Consider the following 20,826-nt stretch of genomic DNA (forward strand, 5'->3'; position numbering starts at 1 on the left):
TTTATGATTGAAAAAATATCTTTTTTAACCTTTGCAAACACTTGTACTTTTGGGTTTTTGCATTATCAGTATTGGTATAGCCAAACTTTTCGCAAATATCCTGCATAGACAAACTATGAATATAAAAATCCTCAATAATTGTCTTGCAAGGTTCACCCAAACCTTCTAACGCCACTTTCATCTTATCAAACTGCATGTCTTTTTGCTCATGCTGTTCAACATCATCGTCAACTACTAATACATCCTCAAAATCTGTAATGTTATTAGTTTTTTTGCTGTGTTGCGTAAGCTTCTTTAACCAAATACGTCTGCTAACAGCATATATATAGGTTTTTAACTTACTATTTAATTCAAAGCTTCCGCTTTTAATTTTGTTGTATAAAACAATAATTGCTTCCTGATAAACATCTTTTGCATCGTCATCATCGCCATTATTATTCAGAATAAACTGCAACACCATCGGAAAATAGGCAACATACAGCTTATTAAGTGCTTCTTCAGAGTTATTAAGTATACCTAATACTACCTCTCTATCTGTTGGAACTGAACTGCTTAACTTAATACTCACCAATTAATACATTTAAACGTGAATGGTAACCCAATGATATGTAAAAAAAATACTTTTATTCCTACAAATATAATTTATAGTAAAGCAATACAAGCAAAAGTATTAAAGCAAGCCCCGCTATGCGCTTTATTACGCTTGCCTAAAGGCTTCGCTACATGCCGACTCCTATCGGAGTTTAGTTTACCCAGGCCAACGCAAAAAACTTCTTTGTTAATACGCAAATAAAAAAATGGTAACCTACTTAACAGAAATATTTTCTACATCAGATAGAAGACTTACAAAGTTTAATTTTCTACCCTTTCTAAACGTTGCAAGGTTTTCAATAATTGCACACAAGACTTATCAAGTTTCCTTTTTACATATTAACAAAATATTAGAGCGTAGTAGAAAAATTAAAAGTCAAAACAATTCAAAACGCTAATAAAATTCGTCGAAAAAACTTACTTTTAAAACAATTTAAAGCAGGTAACCATTTTATTTAAAAAATATTTTCAAATAAAAACTGCCTCATTTGGCATTTAAACGCAGGAAACCCAAAATTTTTAAATTAATTTCACTTTTTTTCTAATTAGCGGGTTACCTTTTTAACTTTGCGGTATTAAATTGAAAATTAATTAATTATTTAAACAGAAAATCAAAATGAAAAATTTCTTCAAATTAGGCTTTGTAGCTTTAGCATTATCTTTATCAGTTGTAGCTTGTAACTCAGAAACTAAAGGTACTTCAACTGACACTACTGGTACTGATACTACTGTAACTGTAGATACTACTGTTAAAGCTGATACTAACGTTGTTGATACAGTTGTTAAAACTGATACTACTGTAGTAAAACACTAGTCATTAATTGAAAATAAAAAAAGTCTCGTCCATTGGTCGAGACTTTTTTTATGCATAAGGTTTTTATCGGGCCTGCTTTAGCAGAAAATACCTTTATAATGTTAACTTTGCGGCTGTATCAATTTATTCCAATAAAATGAATTTATCCCCGCTCCAAGCCATATCTCCGGTAGATGGACGTTACAGAAAAACAACTGCGCAATTAGCTAACTACTTTTCTGAAGCAGCATTAATTAAATACAGAATTTTTGTAGAAATAGAATATTTCATTGCACTTTGCGAAGCAAAAATTCCAGGTTTAGAAAATTTCGATAGCAGTTTGTATCCGCAATTAAAAGCTATCTACCAAAACTTTACAGATCAAGATGCCGAGCAGGTGAAGGCTACCGAAGCAATTACCAACCACGATGTTAAGGCGGTAGAATATTTTATCAAAACCAAATTCGACGAGCTAAATCTTCAGCCATTTAAAGAGTTTATCCATTTTGGGCTAACTTCTCAAGATATTAACAACACTGCCATTCCTTATACTTTTAAATTAGGGTTGGAAGAAGTTTATTATCCTGCAGTAAATGAACTGATAGAAAAAATAAATGCCTTAGCTAACGATTGGAAAGACGTGTCTTTGCTAGCGCACACTCACGGTCAGCCTGCTTCGCCAACTAAACTTGGCAAAGAGTTTTTAGTTTTTGCAGAACGTTTAAGCGTACAATTAGAAAGCTTAAAGAATTTACCCAACAGTGCTAAATTCGGCGGTGCAACGGGTAATTTTAACGCACACCACATTGCTTATCCTCAAGTAAATTGGGTAAACTTTTCTAACCAATTTGTAGATCAAACATTAGGTTTAAAAAGAGCACAATATACCACACAAATAGAACATTACGATCAGTTTGCGGCACAATGTGATGCGCTAAAACGCATCAATAACATTTTGATGGATTTGGATAAAGATATTTGGGCTTACATATCAAAAAACTACTTCAAGCAAAAAATTAAGGAAGGCGAAGTTGGCTCTTCGGCTATGCCACATAAAGTTAATCCGATTGATTTTGAAAATGCAGAAGGTAACGCCGGAATTGCTAACGCTTTATTCGAGCACTTTGCAGCAAAATTGCCGATCTCTCGTTTGCAAAGAGATTTAACCGACAGCACTGTACTAAGAAACATTGGAGTGCCAATGGCACATACCATAATAGCTATTTCTTCTACATTAAAAGGATTAAACAAGATATTACTTAACGAAGAAGCTATAAATGCAGATCTGGAAAATAATTGGGCCGTTGTTGCCGAAGCAATCCAAACTGTATTAAGACGCGAAGCCTATCCTAACCCTTATGAGGCTTTAAAAGCTTTAACACGCACTAATCAAAAAATCACAGCGCAAACAATGGCTGTTTTTATTGACGAATTAGATGTAAACGATGCCGTTAAAGCCGAATTGAAAGTTATTACACCATTTAATTATACAGGTATTTTTTAATTCCACAGAATAAGTCTCGACTTAGCTTTCTGCTTTTAGCTTCAAGCTTCTACGAACAAATGACCTAAAATAGACAACCGTAACAATCTTTTGGTAATTGATTTATTTATTTTTGTAGCATAAAATTAAAGGACATGACAATTAACGTATATACAGAGCAAACCCCGAATCCAGCTACTATGAAGTTTATGGTAAATAAACTTTTAATAAACGGAAGTGAAGATTTTGCAACCAAAGAGAGTGCAGAAGCCTCGCCTTTTGCGAAAGAATTGTTCAAATTCAATTTCGTAAATGGTGTCTTTTTTGCAAGTAACTTTGTAACCGTTACCAAAACAGACGATGCAGAGTGGGCAGATATAGAAGCTATTTTAAAAGAATTTGTTAAAGGTGCAGTAGAATCTGAGTTAAAAATTAAAGACCTTGCTAGCGATGAGGCACCGAACTTCGAAGGTTCAGAACTTGAAATCAAAATCCAACAAATTTTGCACGATTACGTTCGCCCTGCGGTAGAACAGGATGGTGGCGCAATTAGCTACAAATCTTTTGATGAAGGTGTTGTAACAGTTGAATTAAGAGGCAGTTGCAGTGGTTGTCCTTCAAGTACAATTACCTTAAAATCAGGCATTCAGAATTTACTGCAACGCATGGTTCCAGAAGTTAAAGAAGTTGTTTCTGAGGCATTGTAAACTTCAGAAAACTCAATAAAAAAAGCTTGATCCAAACAGATCAAGCTTTTTTTATGCCCAACAAGTTCATTATTCGGCTTCAATCTTGGGTACATAGAAAGTCTACAACTGCAAATCAATCAAACTAATTCAAAATATTTTCTCACAACCGATCGATCCGAACAATCTTAATTCAATTCGTATATTAATTTTAACGCGGACTTAACTTATGGCGGTTGTCACCCTGAATTTATTTCAGGGTCTATCATACAAATTAAACTTAAATAGATTTAATAGCTTTTGGGAAACGGCCCAAATATTTGCTAAGGATTAAACTGAAGCAACTATTCCTAAATCTTAATGCAAAAAAAAGTCCCGATAAATCGAGACTTTTTTAAATGTAAATTAAATTACAATATTATTCTGCTACTGCTGCATCATCAGCCTTTGCTGCTTTTTTTGCAGGCGCTTTTGCTGCTTTAGGTGCTGCTTCTTTTTTAGCTACAGTTTCTTTTGCCACTTTAGCAGCTGGTGCTTTAGCAACTTTTACAGGTGCTGCATCTTCAACTACTGCAGGTAATACAGAAACGTAAGATTTGTTATCTTGTTTCTTTTTAAAAGTAACAATACCTGGTACTAAAGCAAATAATGTATGATCTTTACCAATACCTACACCTTTATCAGGGTGGTGTTTAGTACCACGTTGACGAACGATGATGTTACCAGCGATAGCTTCTTGACCACCAAAGATCTTAATACCTAAACGCTTACTATGCGATTCACGTCCGTTCTTCGAACTACCGGCTCCTTTTTTATGTGCCATTTTCTTATAATTTGTACAATTAGCTAATCAGCTAATTAGTGAATTTACTAATTAATTAAACTACAGAGTGATACTCTCAATCTGGATTTTGGTGAAATACTGGCGGTGACCATTTTTCTTTTTGTAACCTTTTCTACGTTTTTTCTTGAAAACGATTACTTTATCACCTTTTAAATGAGACACGATTTTAGCTGTAACCGATGCACCTTTTACCGCAGGAACTCCTACTGTAATTTTACCACCATTATCAACCAACAATACATTGTCAAATTCAATACTAGCGCCTTCATCTCCTTGCAAACGGTGTACAAAAAGGTGCTGGTCTTTTGCAACTTTAAATTGCTGCCCTGCTATATTTACTATTGCGTACATTGTTAAATAATTATTTATTAGAATTGTTTATTTTTTTATCGAGGTGCAAATATAGAACAAATACTATTCAAACACAATAGCCATTTGAAAATATTTTACAGTTTGTATGAATAGATAACAGCTAATGGCATGTAAAAATAACATAAAAAGTTTTCAAAAAAGATTTGAAGAGCAGATTTGTGTTCCATCGGCCAATGCTCTCCCGCTTTCCGTTTTATTACGCTACGCTTCATGCCCACTGCAATCGGGTCTAGATCAGAAAAGCCTTCGCTACTATTTAGGGTTGCAAGATGCCGCATCAGCCCTATTTAAATAATAGCCGGCTTCCATAACCCTAAATCTTTCTGTATCTTTAAACAAACCATCAGCACAATTAAAAGCATGAACGCTACCGAATTGATATCGTTTTTTGAAAGAGACCTAAATAGGTTAATCGTAGAAATAGAAAGCTACAAAAACGAAGCTAATATTTGGCGTATAGAGAAACAAGTGTCTAACTCGGCTGGTAATTTGGTTCTGCATTTAATCGGTAATCTAAATGCGCTCATCGGCAAAGAAATCGGTAATACAAACTATGTAAGAAATAGGGATCTAGAATTCTCTCAGAAAAACATTTCAAGAACACACCTAATAGAGGCTATAAGAGAAACAATAAAAATGGTAAATGATTCTCTGCTCACGCTAACTGAAGAAGATTTAAAAAAAGATTATCCAATACTTAAGTTTTCAGAAATCACATCCACTTCGTATTTGCTAGTCCATTTAACTACACACCTAACCTATCACCTCGGGCAAATAAACTACCATAGGCGATTATTGGAAGATTAACGCAACTAAACCACGAACTGGCGTAAGTGCAATATCAGCACATCAAGGATAAGCGTTTCGCTGAAGCCAAAAAACATATTATAACCTTAAGGCATACGAAGTAAAATCCAAAAAAAATAATTTTTATTATTACGAATATTTCGTAGATTTACGTAAACTAAATAATAAAATAAACCATGAAAACTTTTTTAACCATCTGCTTTACTGTTTTAATTTCGTCTGTTTCGTCGGCTCAGGCCCCAGATCCTGTGCTTGCCAGAATTACTTATCATTTTACGCACCAGCGAGATACCTTAAGTAGAAACAACCCTTATACAGAAACGATGATGCTGGTAACAGGCAAAAATGCTTCTGTTTTTACTAGTTTGGATAGAATTGAACGCGATTTGGGGCTAGCGGAATCCAAAGCATCTCCAACTGCGCCGTTTAAGCCAGTAAACTTTGTAGACCTTTATTATTTCGCTTCGCCAAATAAAGCTATTACAAGAGAACGATTTATGAATTCTTACTATTTGATTGATGAACCACAACAGCAGATTAAATGGAAAATTACAAATGACACCGCTACCATTTCAGGTATTAAGAGCCAAAAAGCTACAACCTACTTCAAAGGTAGAAATTGGATTGCTTGGTACGCACCAGAAATGCCTTTTCAAAGTGGCCCATGGAAATTAAATGGCTTGCCTGGCCTAATTATCGAAGCTTACGATGATAAAAAGGAGGTGATTTTTGCTTTGGCAGGGATAGATAACCTTAAACAAGAAAACCTAAGCCCCGAGCAAATGTTTAAAGCGAAAATCTACCAAAAAGACTTATTTTTCGGAAAAGAAATAGCCTTACAAAAGGATGCAAAAAAGGCTAGCAGAGCCGAATTTGATAAAGTGATGGAGCTTTACAGAAAAGATCCAATTGGTTTTATTTCTGCAGAAAGTGGCACACCAAGAAACAGAATTGCTATGGGTACAAGCACCACAGGTGTTAGCCACAGTGTGATTAACAACCCTATAGAACTTCCCGAAAAGAAATAAACTTCAGAATAATTGCAATCTTAATTACCGAAGAGTACTTTTTTTATTTAATCCCAAAGTCATTTTCATTAAAAAAATAGTTTTAGAACCATACCATTCAGACAGCATAATTTTTATAATTAAATTAACACAAATTTATGTTGCATGAAATCAATTATATTATCCCTGTTAATTCTTATTTTGATAAACAGTGCATTCGCCCAAAAAGCAACACCTGTAATAGCGAGAGTTACTTACGTGTACGCCAACCGAAATGACACTTTAAAAAACGGAAAAACAAAAACAGAAAACATGATGCTTTTTTTAGGGAAGGACGCATCGTTATATGTTAGTTACAGCAAAATCAGAGCTGCAATTAATCTAGATCAAAAAGTTAGATCTATGATGAACAATACGCATAAAACCACTATAAGTCTAGATGTTAGCGCTTTAGATCAAGCCAACCAGGCTAGCTACTTCGCTTATCCGGCAGAAAATAAATACTACACGAAAGAAACCGTAGATGCGCAGGATTATTTAATTGAAGAACCAGATCCAAATATAGAATGGAAAATCACAAAAGACACCTTAAGTTTTTCGGGCATAAACTGTCAAAAAGCTATTGGTTCTTTTGAAAACAAGAATTGGATTGCGTGGTTTGCTCCCAGCCTTCCTTTTTCAAGTGGTCCTTATAAATTCCACAATCTTCCGGGTTTGGTTATAGAGGCCTACGATGAAGACAAAAGAATTAGCTATAGTTTCGGCGGTATAGATAATGCTAAAGAAAATGCAGTTAAAAGGCTAGTAGATGTTACAAAGAAAATGACCGCTGAACCGGGCGATGTAAATCCTGTCGATTTAATGATGGGAACAGATGTGGCTAATGCATATTTCGAAAATATAATAAAGCTACCTTACAGCACAGTTAAAACCACTAAAGAGAACTTAATTAAGTTTAAATCATCTTTAAAAGAAGCTGAAAATTAATAGTGTAAATTATTAAGTTAAAATTTGTTAAATCATTTTACTTATTACGAAATAATCGTAGATTTACGAAACAATTAAAACAAACAATTATGAAAAAACTCTTTTTTAGCATTATCGCCCTTGGTATTACAAGCTTAACTTTTGCACAGAATACAGACAAAGCATTAGCCCGAGTTAGATATAGCTTTACCCATATTCAAGATACTACCCAAAAAGATAAACCACATAAAGAAAACATGTTGCTGGTTATCGGCAAAAACGCATCGGTTTATACTAGCTATGATAAAATTAATCAGGAGTTGCAAATGAAAAAAAAGCTGGCAGAACAATTAAAAGAGCAAGCTGGCAGTGGAAACATGAGCATAAAAATTGATAAAACCGATAGTAAAACTACTACACCGCTTGATTACTTTTTTTTCGCTAAAGAAAATAAGTTCATTACCAAGGAACGTGTTTTTAACAACTATTTAATTGAAGAAACCGCACCAACCATAAATTGGAAAATAACGAAAGACACGGCTAGTTTCTCTGGCGTAAAATGCCAAAAAGCAACAGCCTACTTTAAAGGACGAAACTGGATTGCTTGGTATGCGCCAGAAATGCCGTTTCAAAGCGGTCCTTGGAAATTAAATGGTTTGCCAGGATTAATTATAGAAGCCTACGACGATAAAAAAGAAGTTCAGTTTACTTTTGCGGGGATAGATAACGTAGAAGAAGTTGCGCAAACAAAAGACGACGAACTTAAAGTTTCATCGCCAAATGGTGGTCTAAATATGGTAAATATAATTGGTATGGATAGCGGAAACAGTTATTTAGGTCCTGAAATTAAATTACCTGCAGACGCTATCAAAACCAGCAGAAAAGAAATAGATAAATTAAAAGAAGCAAGAGCCAAAGATCCACAAGGCTTTATGCAGGCGCAAATGGCAGCAAGCGGTATGAATGTTAAGTTTGCTCAAGGCACATCTATCCGCCCGGCTACTGCATCATTCAGCGCAAATAAAATTGAATTAAACAACCCTATTGAGCTACCTGAAACAAAATGAAAAGTCATTTAATTACAGTTATATTTATGCTCTTTGGCTGTTATTTTTCCGCCTCTGCGCAACAACAAATTAAAGGGAAAGTAAAAGATATTAAAGGAGCTCCTATCGTTTCGGTAAATATCAACCTAAAAGATAAAGAAGGTAGCATTTTAAGCTTCACCAGAACTAATGACAAAGGCGAATTTAGTTTGAGTGCGCCTGCAGATGCAAAAGACCTTATCATTGAAGCAACCACCATTGGCTTCGAAAAGAAGATTATCCAAATTACAGAGCTTAACAAAAGCTACGATATTAGTTTAAAGGAAAGCGAAATTAACCTTAAAACTGTTGAGGTTAAAAACAGACCTCAATTAACTACAAATGGCGATACACTTAATTATAAAACTAGCGATTTTGCCGACAAGCAGGACCGAACTATAGGCGATGTAATTAAAAAAATGCCAGGAATGGAAGTGGCCGACAATGGAAAAATAAGCTATAACGGCAAAGGCATTTCAAATCTTTATATGGGAGGCGATAATCTTTTAGATGATAAGTATAGCCTTGGCACAAAAATACCGCATGGCGCAGTAGATAAGGTTCAGGTAATTGAAAACGACCAACCTATCAAAATGCTTCGCAAAAACAACATGAGCGAAGATGTAGCCCTAAACCTTGTTTTTAAAGACGAGGCTAAACTAAAAGTGATGGGCGAAATTATGGCCGGACTAGGCGCTCCAGAGCGTTTTGATGGAAACGTGAATACCATGCTGTTTAAAGACAAGGTTAAGTTTATCAATAACATAAAGGGCAACAACATCGGGATTGATCCGGGTAACGATTTAACTAGCTTTAACATGGCCGATTACGAGCGGAGATTAGGCAATGAGAGACCTGGCAACCTGCTATCTGCTGGTGCAGCGGGCGTTCCTACCTTACCGCAGTCTAGAACTTTATTTAACAAAGCGGGATTGATTAACTTAAACAATCTGTATAAAATTAGTAGCGATTTACAAGTTAAAGCAAACGTTTCTTATTTATACGATCAACGAGACCAAGTATATAACAAGTTTTCTGAAACTTATTTACCCAACCAAACTATACGTTATAGCGAGGTACAAGAGAATGCTATTAATCCGCAACGTTTAAAAGCTAATTTCAACGTAAATAATAACGCTGAAAAGCATTATTTAAATAATTCATTGGCCTTAGATTATGCGCCTTACTCAACGAACTCTAGCGTAACCATAAACGGCATCGGCGCCTTTCAGTCGCTTAGCCAGAAAACGTTTGACATTAGTAACGAATTTAATTACCGTAAGAAAATAAAATCAGGCAATACGATAAATTTTTACTCGGTTTTAAATCGTACTACACAACCCGAGTTGCTAAACATTAGACCAGGGTTAAATGAAGATATACTGAACAATGGTGTTCCTTATGCAGGTTTAGATCAGTTTGTAAAGTTGCCAACCCTGTATACACATAATTACATGAGCTTCGGTTTTACAAAAAACAAGTTTATGCACAGCTACAAAACTGGTTTCAGTTTACAAAACCAACAATTGAACACCGAACTTTTTAGCGTGCAAAACGACCAAACAACATCAATTGTATCTCCAGATATGATTAACGATTTGAACTGGGATAAATCAAAAGTATACGCAGATGCTACCTACGAGTACAGTGGCGAAAAACTAAGAGCTACGTTAAGCTTGCCTTTCAGCTATAATAACATTAGCTATAACGACGCTACAAAATCGCTAGACAACAGCTTAAACCGTTTCTTCTTAAATCCTGCATTTAACCTTAAATATCAATCAGGAATTGAGAATTATGTAACTGCCAACTACGCTTTCAGAAACAGTTTGGGAAGTTTGGATGACGTATACCAGGGAACGGTTTTAAAAAATTACAGATCGCTTTTTGCTAACGATGCGCCGATATCGGAAAGCAAATCGCATAGTGCGGGTGTAGGTTTTAATTTTCGCAAAGCGATGCAGATGTTTTTCTTTAATGTTTCTGCCTCGTACAGTAAAACTACCTTGAACACCATATCTTCTTACACTTTAACCAACAACATACAGCAAAGAGTAGTGTTACCTATGGCAAATGATATGGAAAGCCTATCACTTAATGCAAATACAAGCAAATATTTATTTAAACTTAAAAGTACGGTTAGTGCCGGCATAGCCTTTTCTCAAACAAAATTTGAGCAATTGCAAAATAACGATTTGTTACCTTTTACGGCACAAACACTTACTTATAAAGCAGGTATAGAAACTAAAATTACCAAATTTATTAACTGGTCTTACAATGCCAACTTAGCCGTTACCGATAACAAAACTACCGGAGCAAATGCGATATCTACTCAATTTCAGCAATTAAGGCAACAGTCGTCTGTTACAGCAACAGTGTTTAACAGGGTGTTTTTAACCTTAGCAGGAGAACATATTCACACGCACCAAGCTAGTCAAAACAACCTTAACTATTTGTTTGCCGATTTTAATGCAAGATATAAGTTTGTTAAGCTTAAAACAGATTTACAATTTGGCATTACCAACTTGGCAAATGTACAAAAGTTCGAGGCAGTTAATCTAACAGCAAACGCTTTAACCTCTGGCACTTATTACATACCTGGCCGAGTTGCAATGTTAAGAGCAACATTCAATTTTTAAATATGAAGATATGCTGCTGCAAATTGTTTAATGACAAGAAAATCAATAGTACGATAAAGGCTTCCAAAGATTTTACAGTATGTAAATGCAGTTTAGTAGGAGAAATTAGCCTGGATGGGCGAAATAGTTAATAGTTAATAGTTAATAGTTAATAAACCAAACAATGACGAGCCCTTTCTGCAATAGCAGTTAGGGCTTTTTACTATTGATTAGTACCTGAAAAATCCAAAAGCTTTTAAAATTTGTTACGGTGTTCGATTTAAAGTTTGTTGCTCTTATTCGCGAAGCAACCGCCCATAAGTTCGAAGCAATGAAAATATGATCTAAAACAATGTTTAGAAATCAAAAGATATGTGATGTCGGATTTCCAAAGGGAATTTTAGACAAATAGAACGAGCACCTTAACGGTATTTAAAAGCAGACAGCTAAGCCTAACCATTTAGGACTACTTTCTTTTTATGGGAATGAAGTGATGCTAGGAAAAATCTAGTCCTTTTTACGACCGACAACGGTAATAGTGCCTGCTCCTGTTGATGTACCTTTTACAATATTTATAGACTCAATTTGGTTTGCATCCAATTTACTAAATTCATCAAGATAAATCTGTTTGCCTTCAAAAACGAATTTTACATTTTTTAAAGAAGCTACACTGTCAGCTTTAGCCTTTGTAGGATAACCTCTAACAACAACATTGCTTATAGTAGTTATTTTGTTTGGCATAGCCTCAGCTTTATAACCAAAATTCATCTTTACTGATGCCGTTCCTTTTTTAGTTATTAAGGTATCTTTATAAAGTGCCACACCAGTAACACGGCCTTTTAATCTAGAAAGAATCTCGTCTCCTGTAGAAGCTTCTTCGCCACGTTTTACTAAAACTAATACGGTAGTGTCTCTTTTTATATCAAGAGTTGGTAAAGTTTGGCTAACATTATCTTGCTCCGGCTGCTTAGGAACACTATTCCTCGAAACTTTTTTATTTATTTTCTTCTTAGCAGGTATTACTACAATTTCCTCAGAAGGATTATCGTTATTTTCAACTACACTCGACACTAATCTATTTATTGGTGCAAATCCTTCTTTAATCTCTTTTTTAGATACCGTAAACGCTAAAGTCGTTAACAACAAAACGGGCAATACGAACAAATACCTACTTAAAGTTAATTTAGACGAACGCTTACTGTTCATCATTTTAATACGTTTTTTTAAGTCGGATAGGTTAAAATTATTTACAATCTCTACCGCTGGCGTTAAGTTGCCAACATCTAACAAGCTGTATTGATAAACCTTTCTATCAACTCCTTTATTTAATATCTTCTGATCGGTTATAAACTCCAGATTTTCTTTTACAGCCTTTTTCATCAGCCATACACCCGGATTAAACCAATAAAAAACTACACTTAGCTCTGCTAAAATAATATCTAAGGAATGCCATTGTTTTACATGTACATTCTCATGTGCCAAAATGGTATCTAGCTCGGTTTTTTTGTGTAATGCCGGATTGATATAAACCGTTTGCCAAAAAGAAAATGGAGAAACCGGCTCATCTAAAATCCTAACTTGATGATTGGCTACATAACCTGGTTTAGATTTTCTGTGCATTTTGTACAAAGACACAAATTGTACAATTAACCTAAATGCCATAAAAGCTACGCCTAGATAAAAAACCACCATTATGACTTGCCAATTAATAGCGATAAAATCCGACGGTACCATCTCGCTAACTTTTTGGTTTAACTGTGGTACAAAGGCAACGGCTTCATTTTTCTGATTTAAAAAGAAATCAGTAAGGTCTATGAAAGGATAAATTGTAGCAAAAAGTATCCCAAAGGCTAAAAAAAAACGGTTAAGCGTATAAAAAGTTAGCCTTCGTAAAACAAGATAATAGGTTGCGCCAAAAAGCAACAACACAATATTTATTTTCAGCAATACGACAAAAAAATCTGGCATATCATTTCTTTTCAGGGTTTTCGATCAAGTTGATTATCTCTTTCAATTCATCCGCACTTATCTTTTTATCCTTAGCAAAAAATGCTACTAACTCTTTGTATGAACTCTGGAAATAGTTATTTACAAAACCACTCATGAAGCGCTTTTTATAAGCTTCTTCCTTTACCTTGGCACTATATCTATTTGCGTTGGCATAACGTTCGCTTTTAAGAAAACCTTTACGTTCAAGGTTTTTTATGGTAGATGCCAAGGTGGTATAAACCGGCTTAGGCTCTGGCATGGCGTCCATAAAATCTTTTATAAAACCAGCACCAACTTGCCAAACCGCAAGCATTGCCTCTTCTTCTTGTTGTGTTAACTTCTCCATTTATTACGAATATATCGTAAACATACGAAATTAAAACAATTAAAGCTACTAAAGTTTCAAGATTTTATTAGCGGGTAAATCTACTTTCCACCTCTTCTATCGTCTGTGATATAAGCTGTTGCACTTCTTTAGCTTTTGCTTTGAACTCTTGGTTTTCATCGTAATCTGTATAATAAATTACTGTCTTGCGATTTTTGCCATACACCAGCTCAAATTCATAACGTAACACACTATTAGATGCTGCACTTTTATTTTTTATAACTGCGGGCAAACTCCAAAAACCAATTTCGTTAAGTTTGTTGTGGATGTAAATGATATTATTTGAACGTAATTTTACGTTGGTTTTAATTAAAGAATCTTTCGCGTTAAGATACTGGTAGTTGCCAGTTTTAGCGTCATAAACGTTTTCCAGTGTGTCGCCTGTACCCCATTTATAGGTTAGGTTATCAAAATCTACCACCTGGTATGGACCTTGCTTAAGCCTTAAAAAATAATAACCAACAATAGCTACCAATAAAATGACAACTATAGTCGCTATTAACGAAAGGTTTTTCTTTAGAGCTATAGCCATTTTAGTTTTTTGTTCTGGCTTCTACATCGGTAATACGTTGCTCTATTACCTTTTGCATTTTTCCAATTGCAGCCTTCATCCTAACGTTGCCGTTAAAGCTAGGGAAGTATGTTACTTGTTTAGATTTTTTCTCGTAGTTGAATTTTATGAAATAACGTAAGGCTTTTTTATTTTCCAAATCAGCTTCGCCGTTGGCAACAACATCTGGCAAATTCCAAAAACCTTGCACATCAGCATTCTCATCTAAAAATTTCTGATCGGCCTCCGTTAGCTTAATGTTTTTAACAATTAACGAATCTTTATCGTTTAAATATTTGTATTCGCCTGTGGCAGAATTATAGGTATTTTCTAAGCCTGCATCGCCCCATTTATATTCTAAAGAAACAAATTCCTTGGCTTTAAAAGGTGCATTTCTAATTATCGGCGCATAGTATATGGTTGCGTAAATTAAAAATGGAATAATTACCGTTGACGCTAAAAATATTTTCTTTCCTCTACTTGTCATTATTAATCTTCTTTGAAATTCTTGGCTGCTTCCTCATCAAACTCACCCTCCCACTTTGCCACAACTACGGTAGCTAAACAGTTACCTATTACGTTAACAGATGTTCTGGCCATATCCATTAGCTCATCTATACCTAAAATAGCTGCTATAATAAATACGGGTAAACCAAATTGCTCTGCCGTAGCAATAAGTACAATTAAAGATGCTCTAGGAACCGCAGCAACGCCTTTACTGGTAATCATCAGGGTAAATGCGATAGCTAATTGCTGACCAACGCTCAAATCCATACCCGCAGCTTGAGCCACAAAAATAGACGCCAACGATAAGTATAACGAGGTACCATCTAGGTTAAAACTATAACCGGTTGGTATAACAAACGAAACAATTTTACGAGGCACACCGAAACGCTCCATATTGCTCATCGCCTTTGGCAGGGCAGCGTCTGAACTGGTAGTTGCAAATGCGATAGAAACGGGCTCTTTAACAGATTGTATAAATTTCTTGATTGGAATTTTTAGGAAAATCATTATCGGTACAAAAACCAATAGTATAAATACAATTAGGGCGATGTAAAGCGAACCTAATAGCATGAAGAGATTTTTTAAAATATCTATACCCAAATGCCCCACCGTGTAAGCCATTGCTGCACCTACGCCAATAGGCGCAAAATACATAATGATATTGGTAAACTTGAACATGGCTTCGGAGAGACTTTCCACAAGATCTACCAATGGTTTACGTTTTTTCTCCTCTACCATAGCTAAACCTATACCGAACAAAACTGAAAATACTACTATCTGTAGTACCTTATTTTCGTACATAGACTTAACTACATTCTCCGGAAATAACTCGTAAATAAAATGCGTAAACTTGTAAATCCCATGAACATTTTCTGGTAAAGCCTCCAACTCTTTGTCTACCATTTTTGCTGTAGGCAACTGTTCTTGCGGCATCTGACTTATATCTACCCCAACACCTGCATGAGTAATGTTTATAACTGCTAAACCAATAAAAATAGCGCAAGAAGTGGCACAAAAGAAATACAACATCGATTTCCAAGCCATACGACCAACCTGCTTTAAATCTGAATGACCAGCAATACCAAACACCAAGGTTCCGAAAAGAATTGGGCCAACAATTGTTTTTACTAATTTTATAAAACCCTTGCTTAAAGGATGTAAAGCGGCAGCCACATTGGGAAAATCCAGCCCTACAAAAACGCCAAATATCATACAAACCAAAATCCAGGTAGTTAAATTTCTTTTAACACTTGCATACACAAACAAAACAGCGGCAACGAGCCAACGCATGGCCATCATCCATTGATCGGGAACCGCAACGATATTAAATTCATGCAGTACGGTTAGCAGTATGGCAATGGTGATAACTACTAAGGTAATTTGCCCAACTTTGTTTTTTTTCATTTAGCTAATATTTGTTTAGCACCTAATTAATTAGGGCACTTGTAGGTTTATTTGGTTACTTATTTTAGAAAAATTGCTGTAATGATACCTATTTTTCTACATAATCTCATGTCGCAAGACTATTTACCGTACAAACGAGAATGGCAAAAATAAATAATTGCGCAAAGTAAGCAAACAAATATTATTTTTGGGCACAAAACTGTGTAACATCTGTAGCCTATCGCTATCTAAAAACAGTAGCATCAATCATTAATGAGCCAAAAAGACGTCATATTTAAGGAAATATTCGATAAAAACTCTAAGAAGATTTTCCATTTGTGCTATGGTTACACTGGCGATAAGGATGCGGCAAATGACCTACTGCAGGAAACTTTCTTAAAAGTTTGGCAGAACCTAGATAAATTCAGAAATAAATCATTGATTTCTACGTGGATTTATCGCATTGCAGTAAACACATGTTTAACGTATCTAAGGTCTGAAAAACGCCAAGCTAAAGATGAATTAACGGACAACATTATCGAAAACAGAATAGAAGAATATTCTGAGAAAAACGAACAGGTTGCCTTGCTTTACAAATCAATTTCAAAACTAGAAGAAAACGATAGGTTGATTATTACAATGGTATTAGATGAATTGCCATATAACGAAATTGCAGAAATCTCTGGCATTAGCGAGGGAAATTTGAGAGTTAAAATTCATCGCATAAAACAAAAATTGACAGAATTATACAATCAACATGCAAGAATTTGATCAAATAGAAGCCCTTTGGGCTAAGCATACGGTTGATGTTAAAATATCTGCCGATGAAATGCTCTCGCAAGCTAAAAAAGAGGTTAGCACCTTAAGAAATAAATCTATGCTAAACATTATAGGCATGGTACTTTCTTTTTTGGCTGTTGCCTGCCTATGGTTTTTTAACTTCCAATCGTGGACAACCCATCTTGGCATTAGCATTATTGTTTTGGTAGTGGCTGTTTACACGCTGATTTTATACAACAACCATCGCATTATAGCTAAAAATGATATTACCGCTAATCCGAACCAATTTTTAAATAGCTTAAAACTTTATCAATTAGATCGATTATCACTTTATAATAAACTGTATTGGTTTTACACCATTGCACTTTCTTTAGGTATGACCTTCTTTTTCGTAGAAATTTTAAATCACATGCAAATCTGGGCGCAAATTACGCTTATCGGCATTAGTTTAGGCTGGATGATTTTCTGCTCGACATTAGTTAGAAAAGCAGTTATAAAACGCGACAAAGAACGCATTGCATTACTAATTGAGAAATTTGAACGTATTAGCGCACAATTTAACGAACAAGTATAATTTCTTGGCACAGCTTTCGTTCTAATTTTCTGATGAGAAAAGAAATTGGCGTAGCATCTTTTATATTATTTATAATTTTTAGTGCTTTTAAAACACAAAATGCTTTACCCGAACAGTTAGATTGGGATACTCATTTTCAAGGAGAGCCAGATCAGCATTCGCCCTATGCTGCAGTAACTGCAACTCAATGGCAATATAGTTATACCTCTAAAATCAGAAACAATAAATTATCCATAGATTTTAAATTCTTAGCTGGTGTAGAACCAGAAAAATCATGGGTAAAAAGAAGCAGAATTAGAGATAAAAACGCAAGCAGAAAACTGCTAAACCATGAGCAAGGCCACGTTTACATCAATTTCCTACTATTAAAAAATGGCGAAATAACCATTAGAGACCAGCGCTACACCATCGGAAATCATAAACGTTTAATTCAAGCTACCGCGAATAAAGTAAGCGACTATTATAGCAAAATGCAAGACCGTTACGACGATGAAACCAAACACGGCTCAGACGATGAGGTGCAAGCTCGTTGGGATGAATTTTTGCGTAAAGAAATGGCGAAGTTTTAAGCTCTACGCACTAGCTTGTAAGTTGTAAGTGGTGTGAACGCGAATAGGCTGAAACTCCGAGTTGAGGGAATATTTATCCAAGAGTAAAAGTCTGGAATCCGAAGGCTGAGAAACCGGAAGAACAAGGTCTGGACTCTTATTTTCGACCAAAAATAGTTAACCGATAAGCCAAACTGAAACTGGCAACTTATTTACCAACTTCGCTAGGCGTAAAACTGTTGCCTCTTAAGCGATACTGTAAAGTTTTAACTAGTGTTGTCGTTTTTCCGCTGTCTACGCTCACAATTGGAACAGACCTGAATAATTCCCCATTCTTAACAAAGAACTGATCTTTCCCTTCGTATCCTTTTGTTGTATTTAAACCCGGAAAACTAATTTTATCAAAACTATTTCCTGCGAATTCATACACATTCATGTCGCTCACGTCTTTTCTTACTACATACTGCACATAAATCTCCGGATTTCCGTCGTTATCCAAATCCATATTCCAAGCATCGGTAATAATCCCTTTTCGCTCTACAGCAATAGATTTATAATTGTTCTTAACCGAATCAGACATTAAAATTAAATAACCGCCAACACTATCTACCCCCTTACCCCAACTTACTACTTCAAAATTAAACCCAGGCTTAATCTCCATGTTTTTATAAAAAGGAAATGGATTAACTTGTTTAACCGCAACAGTTGGGTTAGTTGCCACAGGCGATGGTTTTTCTTCACTAGTACAAGCAACTAAAAATAATAATCCGGCAATTGCCAGGGATGCAGTTTTATTAAAGCTGATAAGTTTCATGGGTTTTGTTCGTCTATTTTTATTTTGTTTTTACATCCGTTGCGCCATTGTTAAGCACAGTTTCTAACACTACACTTCTTTTGCCACTTGGCGTAATTACTACCGTTTTCAAAATCTTTTTCTTTCCTTCCGGAACATTTACCTTAAATGGGGTTGTGTACAAAGCACCGGTTTCTGTTGGGCGATAATTATCCAAAGTGTAATAAATTTTGGCGCCTGCCACCGGTGTTTTTAAAGATATTGTATGTTCTTTTCCATTTAAAATACCTGCAGTTTGCCCAATTGGTGTTGGAACCCAGTAATTAGTTCCAGCGCCATCAAGCTTTGCCAAATGCAAAGGCAAGCGTTCTTCAGTAAAATTAGTTAAGTTCTTTCTGTCCAATTGCCCCCACGCAATTTCAGATAAGGCCAACATTTTCGGCAAAATCATATATTCTACTTTTTCGGCGCTTTCTATATACTCGGTCCAAACATTTCCTTGCACGCCTCTAACAAATTTTTTCTGCTCGGCAGGTAATACGCTTGGAACTGGATCGTAATTGTAAACTTTAGTATAGTTTGAAAAGCCAGATTGTAAACCACTTATGGTTAAAGGCTCATCCGGCGAAGCCGACGACTTATGATCGAAATATAAGCCCATGGAACCCGGGGTCATAATTACATCGTGGTTAAGTTTTGCCGCTTCAATACCTCCATCAACACCTCTCCACGACATAACCGTAGCATTTGGCGCTAATCCACCTTCCAAAATCTCATCCCAACCGATAATAGACTTACCTTTAGCGTTCAGGTATTTCTCCATCCTTTGGATAAAATAACTTTGCAATCCATGTTCGTCTTTTAGGTTTAAATCCTTAATTAGCTGTTGGCAAAAAGCCGATTCTTTCCAATACGCTTTCGGGCATTCATCGCCACCTATGTGTATATATTTTGAAGGAAACAACGTGATAACTTCATCTAAAACGCCTTCTAAAAACTTAAATGTATTTTCTGAGGGAACGAAAACATCATCAAACACGCCCCAAGTTTGTTGCACTTGTTTCCCTTTTCTAGTACCAGACCAAGGTGCGTTTTCGCCCACCCAAGTATCACGCTCGGGAAAACAGCTTAACTCTGGGTAAGCGGCAATAGCTGCAGAAGCATGGCCCGGCATTTCTATTTCTGGCACTACCGTGATATATTTACTCGCTGCATAGGCAACAACCTCTTTAATTTCTTCTTGTGTGTAATGCCCTTTATACGGCACTTCGTCTGTACCTCCAGTACCCGGATAATTACCTACAATAGTTCCATTTCTGCTAGCGCCAATGGTTGTTAACTTCGGATATTTTTTAATTTCTATTCGCCAACCCTGGTCGTCGGTTAAATGCCAGTGAAAAGTATTTAACTTATAAGCAGCCATCCTATCGATGTATTTCTTAACAAAAGAGCTAGGGTAAAAATGTCGGGCTACATCTAAATGCAAACCACGATAGCCAAATCTTGGATAGTCTTTTATCGTGGCGGCCTGTATTGTAATTTTATCGTTTTTTTTCTCAGGCATTAACTGCATAAGCGATTGTATGGCGTAAAACAAGCCTGCATCTTTACCTACAACCTTAATTTCATTAGTACTTATGTTAATCGAGTATCCCTCTGCTGGCAACTCATCTGCACCAACAGCAGTAAGCACAATTGCCTTTTGCCCTTTTGTTAAAGCCTTTTCTGTTCTTAATGCAAAACCGCCTTTACTTACAATAAAGGCATTAAGTAAATCGGCATTTTTTGCATTTGTAGCTTCTGCGCTTACTAAAACCACCGTTTTGTCTAATACAAATTGTCCACTATTTTTTTTTATGCTTGCCGGAACTGGTATAATACCCATGTTCTCATCGCTTTGCGCAAAAACAGTTAAACTAAAAGCACTAATTAAAAGCAAAAAATAGAGTTTTTTCATACGGTTTGATTTTGATTGTCCAAGATATAAATTTTAGCTTAAAATAGTAAGCGAGTTTAATTAATAGGAAAAACGATAGAAGGCAGAAAAGCGCTAGCATTTTTTTTT

The 20,826-nt window shown here is 35.6% G+C and carries 21 protein-coding genes; 11 read left to right on the forward strand and 10 right to left on the reverse strand.

The genetic code is table 11. The features are described from left to right. Window position 1: 1 nt before the first annotated feature. Window positions 2–568 (reverse strand): RNA polymerase sigma factor, encoded by a 567-nt coding sequence (locus DUT69_RS11605; protein WP_113653377.1) that lies wholly within the window; start codon window positions 566–568, stop codon window positions 2–4. A 639-nt stretch (window positions 569–1,207) separates the two neighbouring features. Between DUT69_RS11605 and DUT69_RS11610 the strand changes: the two genes are divergently transcribed. The 3 genes from DUT69_RS11610 to DUT69_RS11620 all read left to right on the forward strand — a co-directional run bounded on the left by DUT69_RS11610 (window position 1,208) and on the right by DUT69_RS11620 (window position 3,574). Then, window positions 1,208–1,405: a hypothetical protein gene (locus DUT69_RS11610; RefSeq protein WP_113653378.1), complete on the forward strand. Its 198-nt coding sequence runs from the start codon at window positions 1,208–1,210 to the stop codon at window positions 1,403–1,405. A gap of 136 nt (window positions 1,406–1,541) precedes the next feature. Beyond that, a complete protein-coding gene (gene purB, locus DUT69_RS11615) occupies window positions 1,542–2,888 on the forward strand; it encodes an adenylosuccinate lyase (RefSeq protein WP_113653379.1) in 1,347 nt (448 codons plus the stop codon). 134 nt (window positions 2,889–3,022) lie between these two features. Further along, the gene (locus DUT69_RS11620; protein ID WP_113653380.1) at window positions 3,023–3,574 is read left to right on the forward strand and encodes a NifU family protein; all 552 of its coding nucleotides are present in this window, start codon (window positions 3,023–3,025) and stop codon (window positions 3,572–3,574) included. Between the two features lie 397 nt (window positions 3,575–3,971). Here DUT69_RS11620 and rpmA read toward each other — a convergent pair whose 3' ends face one another. Both rpmA and rplU read right to left on the reverse strand, forming a co-directional pair. Then, window positions 3,972–4,376, reverse strand: coding sequence for a 50S ribosomal protein L27 (gene rpmA, locus DUT69_RS11625; RefSeq protein ID WP_113653381.1), 405 nt, complete (start codon window positions 4,374–4,376; stop codon window positions 3,972–3,974). 60 nt (window positions 4,377–4,436) lie between these two features. Continuing rightward, window positions 4,437–4,748 carry a 50S ribosomal protein L21 gene (rplU, locus tag DUT69_RS11630; RefSeq protein ID WP_055133669.1) on the reverse strand — a complete coding sequence of 104 codons (312 nt, stop codon included), beginning with the start codon at window positions 4,746–4,748 and terminating at the stop codon, window positions 4,437–4,439. 381 nt (window positions 4,749–5,129) lie between these two features. Between rplU and DUT69_RS11640 the strand changes: the two genes are divergently transcribed. The 5 genes from DUT69_RS11640 to DUT69_RS11660 all read left to right on the forward strand — a co-directional run bounded on the left by DUT69_RS11640 (window position 5,130) and on the right by DUT69_RS11660 (window position 11,273). Then, window positions 5,130–5,576 carry a DinB family protein gene (locus DUT69_RS11640; RefSeq protein ID WP_113653383.1) on the forward strand — a complete coding sequence of 149 codons (447 nt, stop codon included), beginning with the start codon at window positions 5,130–5,132 and terminating at the stop codon, window positions 5,574–5,576. 176 nt (window positions 5,577–5,752) lie between these two features. Further along, window positions 5,753–6,604: a GLPGLI family protein gene (locus tag DUT69_RS11645; RefSeq protein ID WP_113653384.1), complete on the forward strand. Its 852-nt coding sequence runs from the start codon at window positions 5,753–5,755 to the stop codon at window positions 6,602–6,604. Window positions 6,605–6,748: 144 nt separating this feature from the next. Further along, window positions 6,749–7,570 (forward strand): GLPGLI family protein, encoded by an 822-nt coding sequence (locus DUT69_RS11650; RefSeq protein WP_113653385.1) that lies wholly within the window; start codon window positions 6,749–6,751, stop codon window positions 7,568–7,570. A gap of 89 nt (window positions 7,571–7,659) precedes the next feature. Further along, window positions 7,660–8,616: a GLPGLI family protein gene (locus DUT69_RS11655; RefSeq protein WP_113653386.1), complete on the forward strand. Its 957-nt coding sequence runs from the start codon at window positions 7,660–7,662 to the stop codon at window positions 8,614–8,616. Continuing rightward, window positions 8,613–11,273, forward strand: coding sequence for a TonB-dependent receptor (locus tag DUT69_RS11660; protein WP_113653387.1), 2,661 nt, complete (start codon window positions 8,613–8,615; stop codon window positions 11,271–11,273). Before DUT69_RS11655 ends, DUT69_RS11660 begins: the two co-directional genes overlap by 4 nt. Before the next feature lie 486 nt (window positions 11,274–11,759). Here DUT69_RS11660 and DUT69_RS11665 read toward each other — a convergent pair whose 3' ends face one another. From DUT69_RS11665 to DUT69_RS11685, 5 genes are all read right to left on the reverse strand, one after another. Further along, entirely contained in the window at window positions 11,760–13,220 is a 1,461-nt protein-coding gene (locus DUT69_RS11665) for a M56 family metallopeptidase (RefSeq protein ID WP_113653388.1), read from the reverse strand. Between the two features lies 1 nt (window position 13,221). Beyond that, window positions 13,222–13,587: a BlaI/MecI/CopY family transcriptional regulator gene (locus DUT69_RS11670; protein ID WP_113653389.1), complete on the reverse strand. Its 366-nt coding sequence runs from the start codon at window positions 13,585–13,587 to the stop codon at window positions 13,222–13,224. A gap of 67 nt (window positions 13,588–13,654) precedes the next feature. Beyond that, window positions 13,655–14,158: a hypothetical protein gene (locus tag DUT69_RS11675; protein WP_113653390.1), complete on the reverse strand. Its 504-nt coding sequence runs from the start codon at window positions 14,156–14,158 to the stop codon at window positions 13,655–13,657. Between the two features lies 1 nt (window position 14,159). Then, entirely contained in the window at window positions 14,160–14,663 is a 504-nt protein-coding gene (locus tag DUT69_RS11680; RefSeq protein ID WP_113653391.1) for a hypothetical protein, read from the reverse strand. Between the two features lie 2 nt (window positions 14,664–14,665). Then, the gene (locus DUT69_RS11685) at window positions 14,666–16,087 is read right to left on the reverse strand and encodes a dicarboxylate/amino acid:cation symporter (protein WP_113653392.1); all 1,422 of its coding nucleotides are present in this window, start codon (window positions 16,085–16,087) and stop codon (window positions 14,666–14,668) included. A gap of 252 nt (window positions 16,088–16,339) precedes the next feature. Between DUT69_RS11685 and DUT69_RS11690 the strand changes: the two genes are divergently transcribed. From DUT69_RS11690 to DUT69_RS11700, 3 genes are read left to right on the forward strand one after another with little or no spacing between them, the layout of a single operon-like run. Next, the gene (locus DUT69_RS11690) at window positions 16,340–16,837 is read left to right on the forward strand and encodes an RNA polymerase sigma factor (protein WP_113653393.1); all 498 of its coding nucleotides are present in this window, start codon (window positions 16,340–16,342) and stop codon (window positions 16,835–16,837) included. Further along, window positions 16,824–17,420, forward strand: a complete 597-nt coding sequence (locus tag DUT69_RS11695; RefSeq protein ID WP_113653394.1) for a hypothetical protein — start codon at window positions 16,824–16,826, stop codon at window positions 17,418–17,420. Before DUT69_RS11690 ends, DUT69_RS11695 begins: the two co-directional genes overlap by 14 nt. 32 nt (window positions 17,421–17,452) lie before the next feature. Beyond that, on the forward strand, window positions 17,453–17,989 hold the full coding sequence (locus DUT69_RS11700) for a DUF922 domain-containing protein (RefSeq protein WP_113653395.1): 537 nt from the start codon (window positions 17,453–17,455) through the stop codon (window positions 17,987–17,989). A 187-nt stretch (window positions 17,990–18,176) separates the two neighbouring features. Here the strand turns inward: DUT69_RS11700 and DUT69_RS11705 are convergent, their stop codons facing one another. Continuing rightward, on the reverse strand, window positions 18,177–18,782 hold the full coding sequence (locus DUT69_RS11705; protein WP_113653396.1) for a hypothetical protein: 606 nt from the start codon (window positions 18,780–18,782) through the stop codon (window positions 18,177–18,179). Window positions 18,783–18,801: 19 nt separating this feature from the next. Then, entirely contained in the window at window positions 18,802–20,718 is a 1,917-nt protein-coding gene (locus tag DUT69_RS11710; protein WP_113653397.1) for a beta-N-acetylhexosaminidase, read from the reverse strand. Window positions 20,719–20,826 lie beyond the last annotated feature (108 nt).

It is taken from the genome of Pedobacter namyangjuensis (assembly GCF_003313325.1).
Lineage (GTDB): Bacteria > Bacteroidota > Bacteroidia > Sphingobacteriales > Sphingobacteriaceae > Pedobacter > Pedobacter namyangjuensis.

Bases quoted from the DNA above. Each gene is read 5' to 3' on its own strand.
- DUT69_RS11610 (WP_113653378.1), top strand. From the start codon at position 1,208: ATGAAAAATTTCTTCAAATTAGGCTTTGTAGCTTTAGCATTATCTTTA.
- purB (WP_113653379.1), top strand. From the start codon at position 1,542: ATGAATTTATCCCCGCTCCAAGCCATATCTCCGGTAGATGGACGTTAC.
- DUT69_RS11620 (WP_113653380.1), top strand. From the start codon at position 3,023: ATGACAATTAACGTATATACAGAGCAAACCCCGAATCCAGCTACTATG.
- rpmA (WP_113653381.1), bottom strand. From the start codon at position 4,376: ATGGCACATAAAAAAGGAGCCGGTAGTTCGAAGAACGGACGTGAATCG.
- rplU (WP_055133669.1), bottom strand. From the start codon at position 4,748: ATGTACGCAATAGTAAATATAGCAGGGCAGCAATTTAAAGTTGCAAAA.
- DUT69_RS11640 (WP_113653383.1), top strand. From the start codon at position 5,130: ATGAACGCTACCGAATTGATATCGTTTTTTGAAAGAGACCTAAATAGG.
- DUT69_RS11645 (WP_113653384.1), top strand. From the start codon at position 5,753: ATGAAAACTTTTTTAACCATCTGCTTTACTGTTTTAATTTCGTCTGTT.
- DUT69_RS11650 (WP_113653385.1), top strand. From the start codon at position 6,749: ATGAAATCAATTATATTATCCCTGTTAATTCTTATTTTGATAAACAGT.
- DUT69_RS11655 (WP_113653386.1), top strand. From the start codon at position 7,660: ATGAAAAAACTCTTTTTTAGCATTATCGCCCTTGGTATTACAAGCTTA.
- DUT69_RS11660 (WP_113653387.1), top strand. From the start codon at position 8,613: ATGAAAAGTCATTTAATTACAGTTATATTTATGCTCTTTGGCTGTTAT.
- DUT69_RS11665 (WP_113653388.1), bottom strand. From the start codon at position 13,220: ATGCCAGATTTTTTTGTCGTATTGCTGAAAATAAATATTGTGTTGTTG.
- DUT69_RS11670 (WP_113653389.1), bottom strand. From the start codon at position 13,587: ATGGAGAAGTTAACACAACAAGAAGAAGAGGCAATGCTTGCGGTTTGG.
- DUT69_RS11675 (WP_113653390.1), bottom strand. From the start codon at position 14,158: ATGGCTATAGCTCTAAAGAAAAACCTTTCGTTAATAGCGACTATAGTT.
- DUT69_RS11680 (WP_113653391.1), bottom strand. From the start codon at position 14,663: ATGACAAGTAGAGGAAAGAAAATATTTTTAGCGTCAACGGTAATTATT.
- DUT69_RS11685 (WP_113653392.1), bottom strand. From the start codon at position 16,087: ATGAAAAAAAACAAAGTTGGGCAAATTACCTTAGTAGTTATCACCATT.
- DUT69_RS11690 (WP_113653393.1), top strand. From the start codon at position 16,340: ATGAGCCAAAAAGACGTCATATTTAAGGAAATATTCGATAAAAACTCT.
- DUT69_RS11695 (WP_113653394.1), top strand. From the start codon at position 16,824: ATGCAAGAATTTGATCAAATAGAAGCCCTTTGGGCTAAGCATACGGTT.
- DUT69_RS11700 (WP_113653395.1), top strand. From the start codon at position 17,453: ATGAGAAAAGAAATTGGCGTAGCATCTTTTATATTATTTATAATTTTT.
- DUT69_RS11705 (WP_113653396.1), bottom strand. From the start codon at position 18,782: ATGAAACTTATCAGCTTTAATAAAACTGCATCCCTGGCAATTGCCGGA.
- DUT69_RS11710 (WP_113653397.1), bottom strand. From the start codon at position 20,718: ATGAAAAAACTCTATTTTTTGCTTTTAATTAGTGCTTTTAGTTTAACT.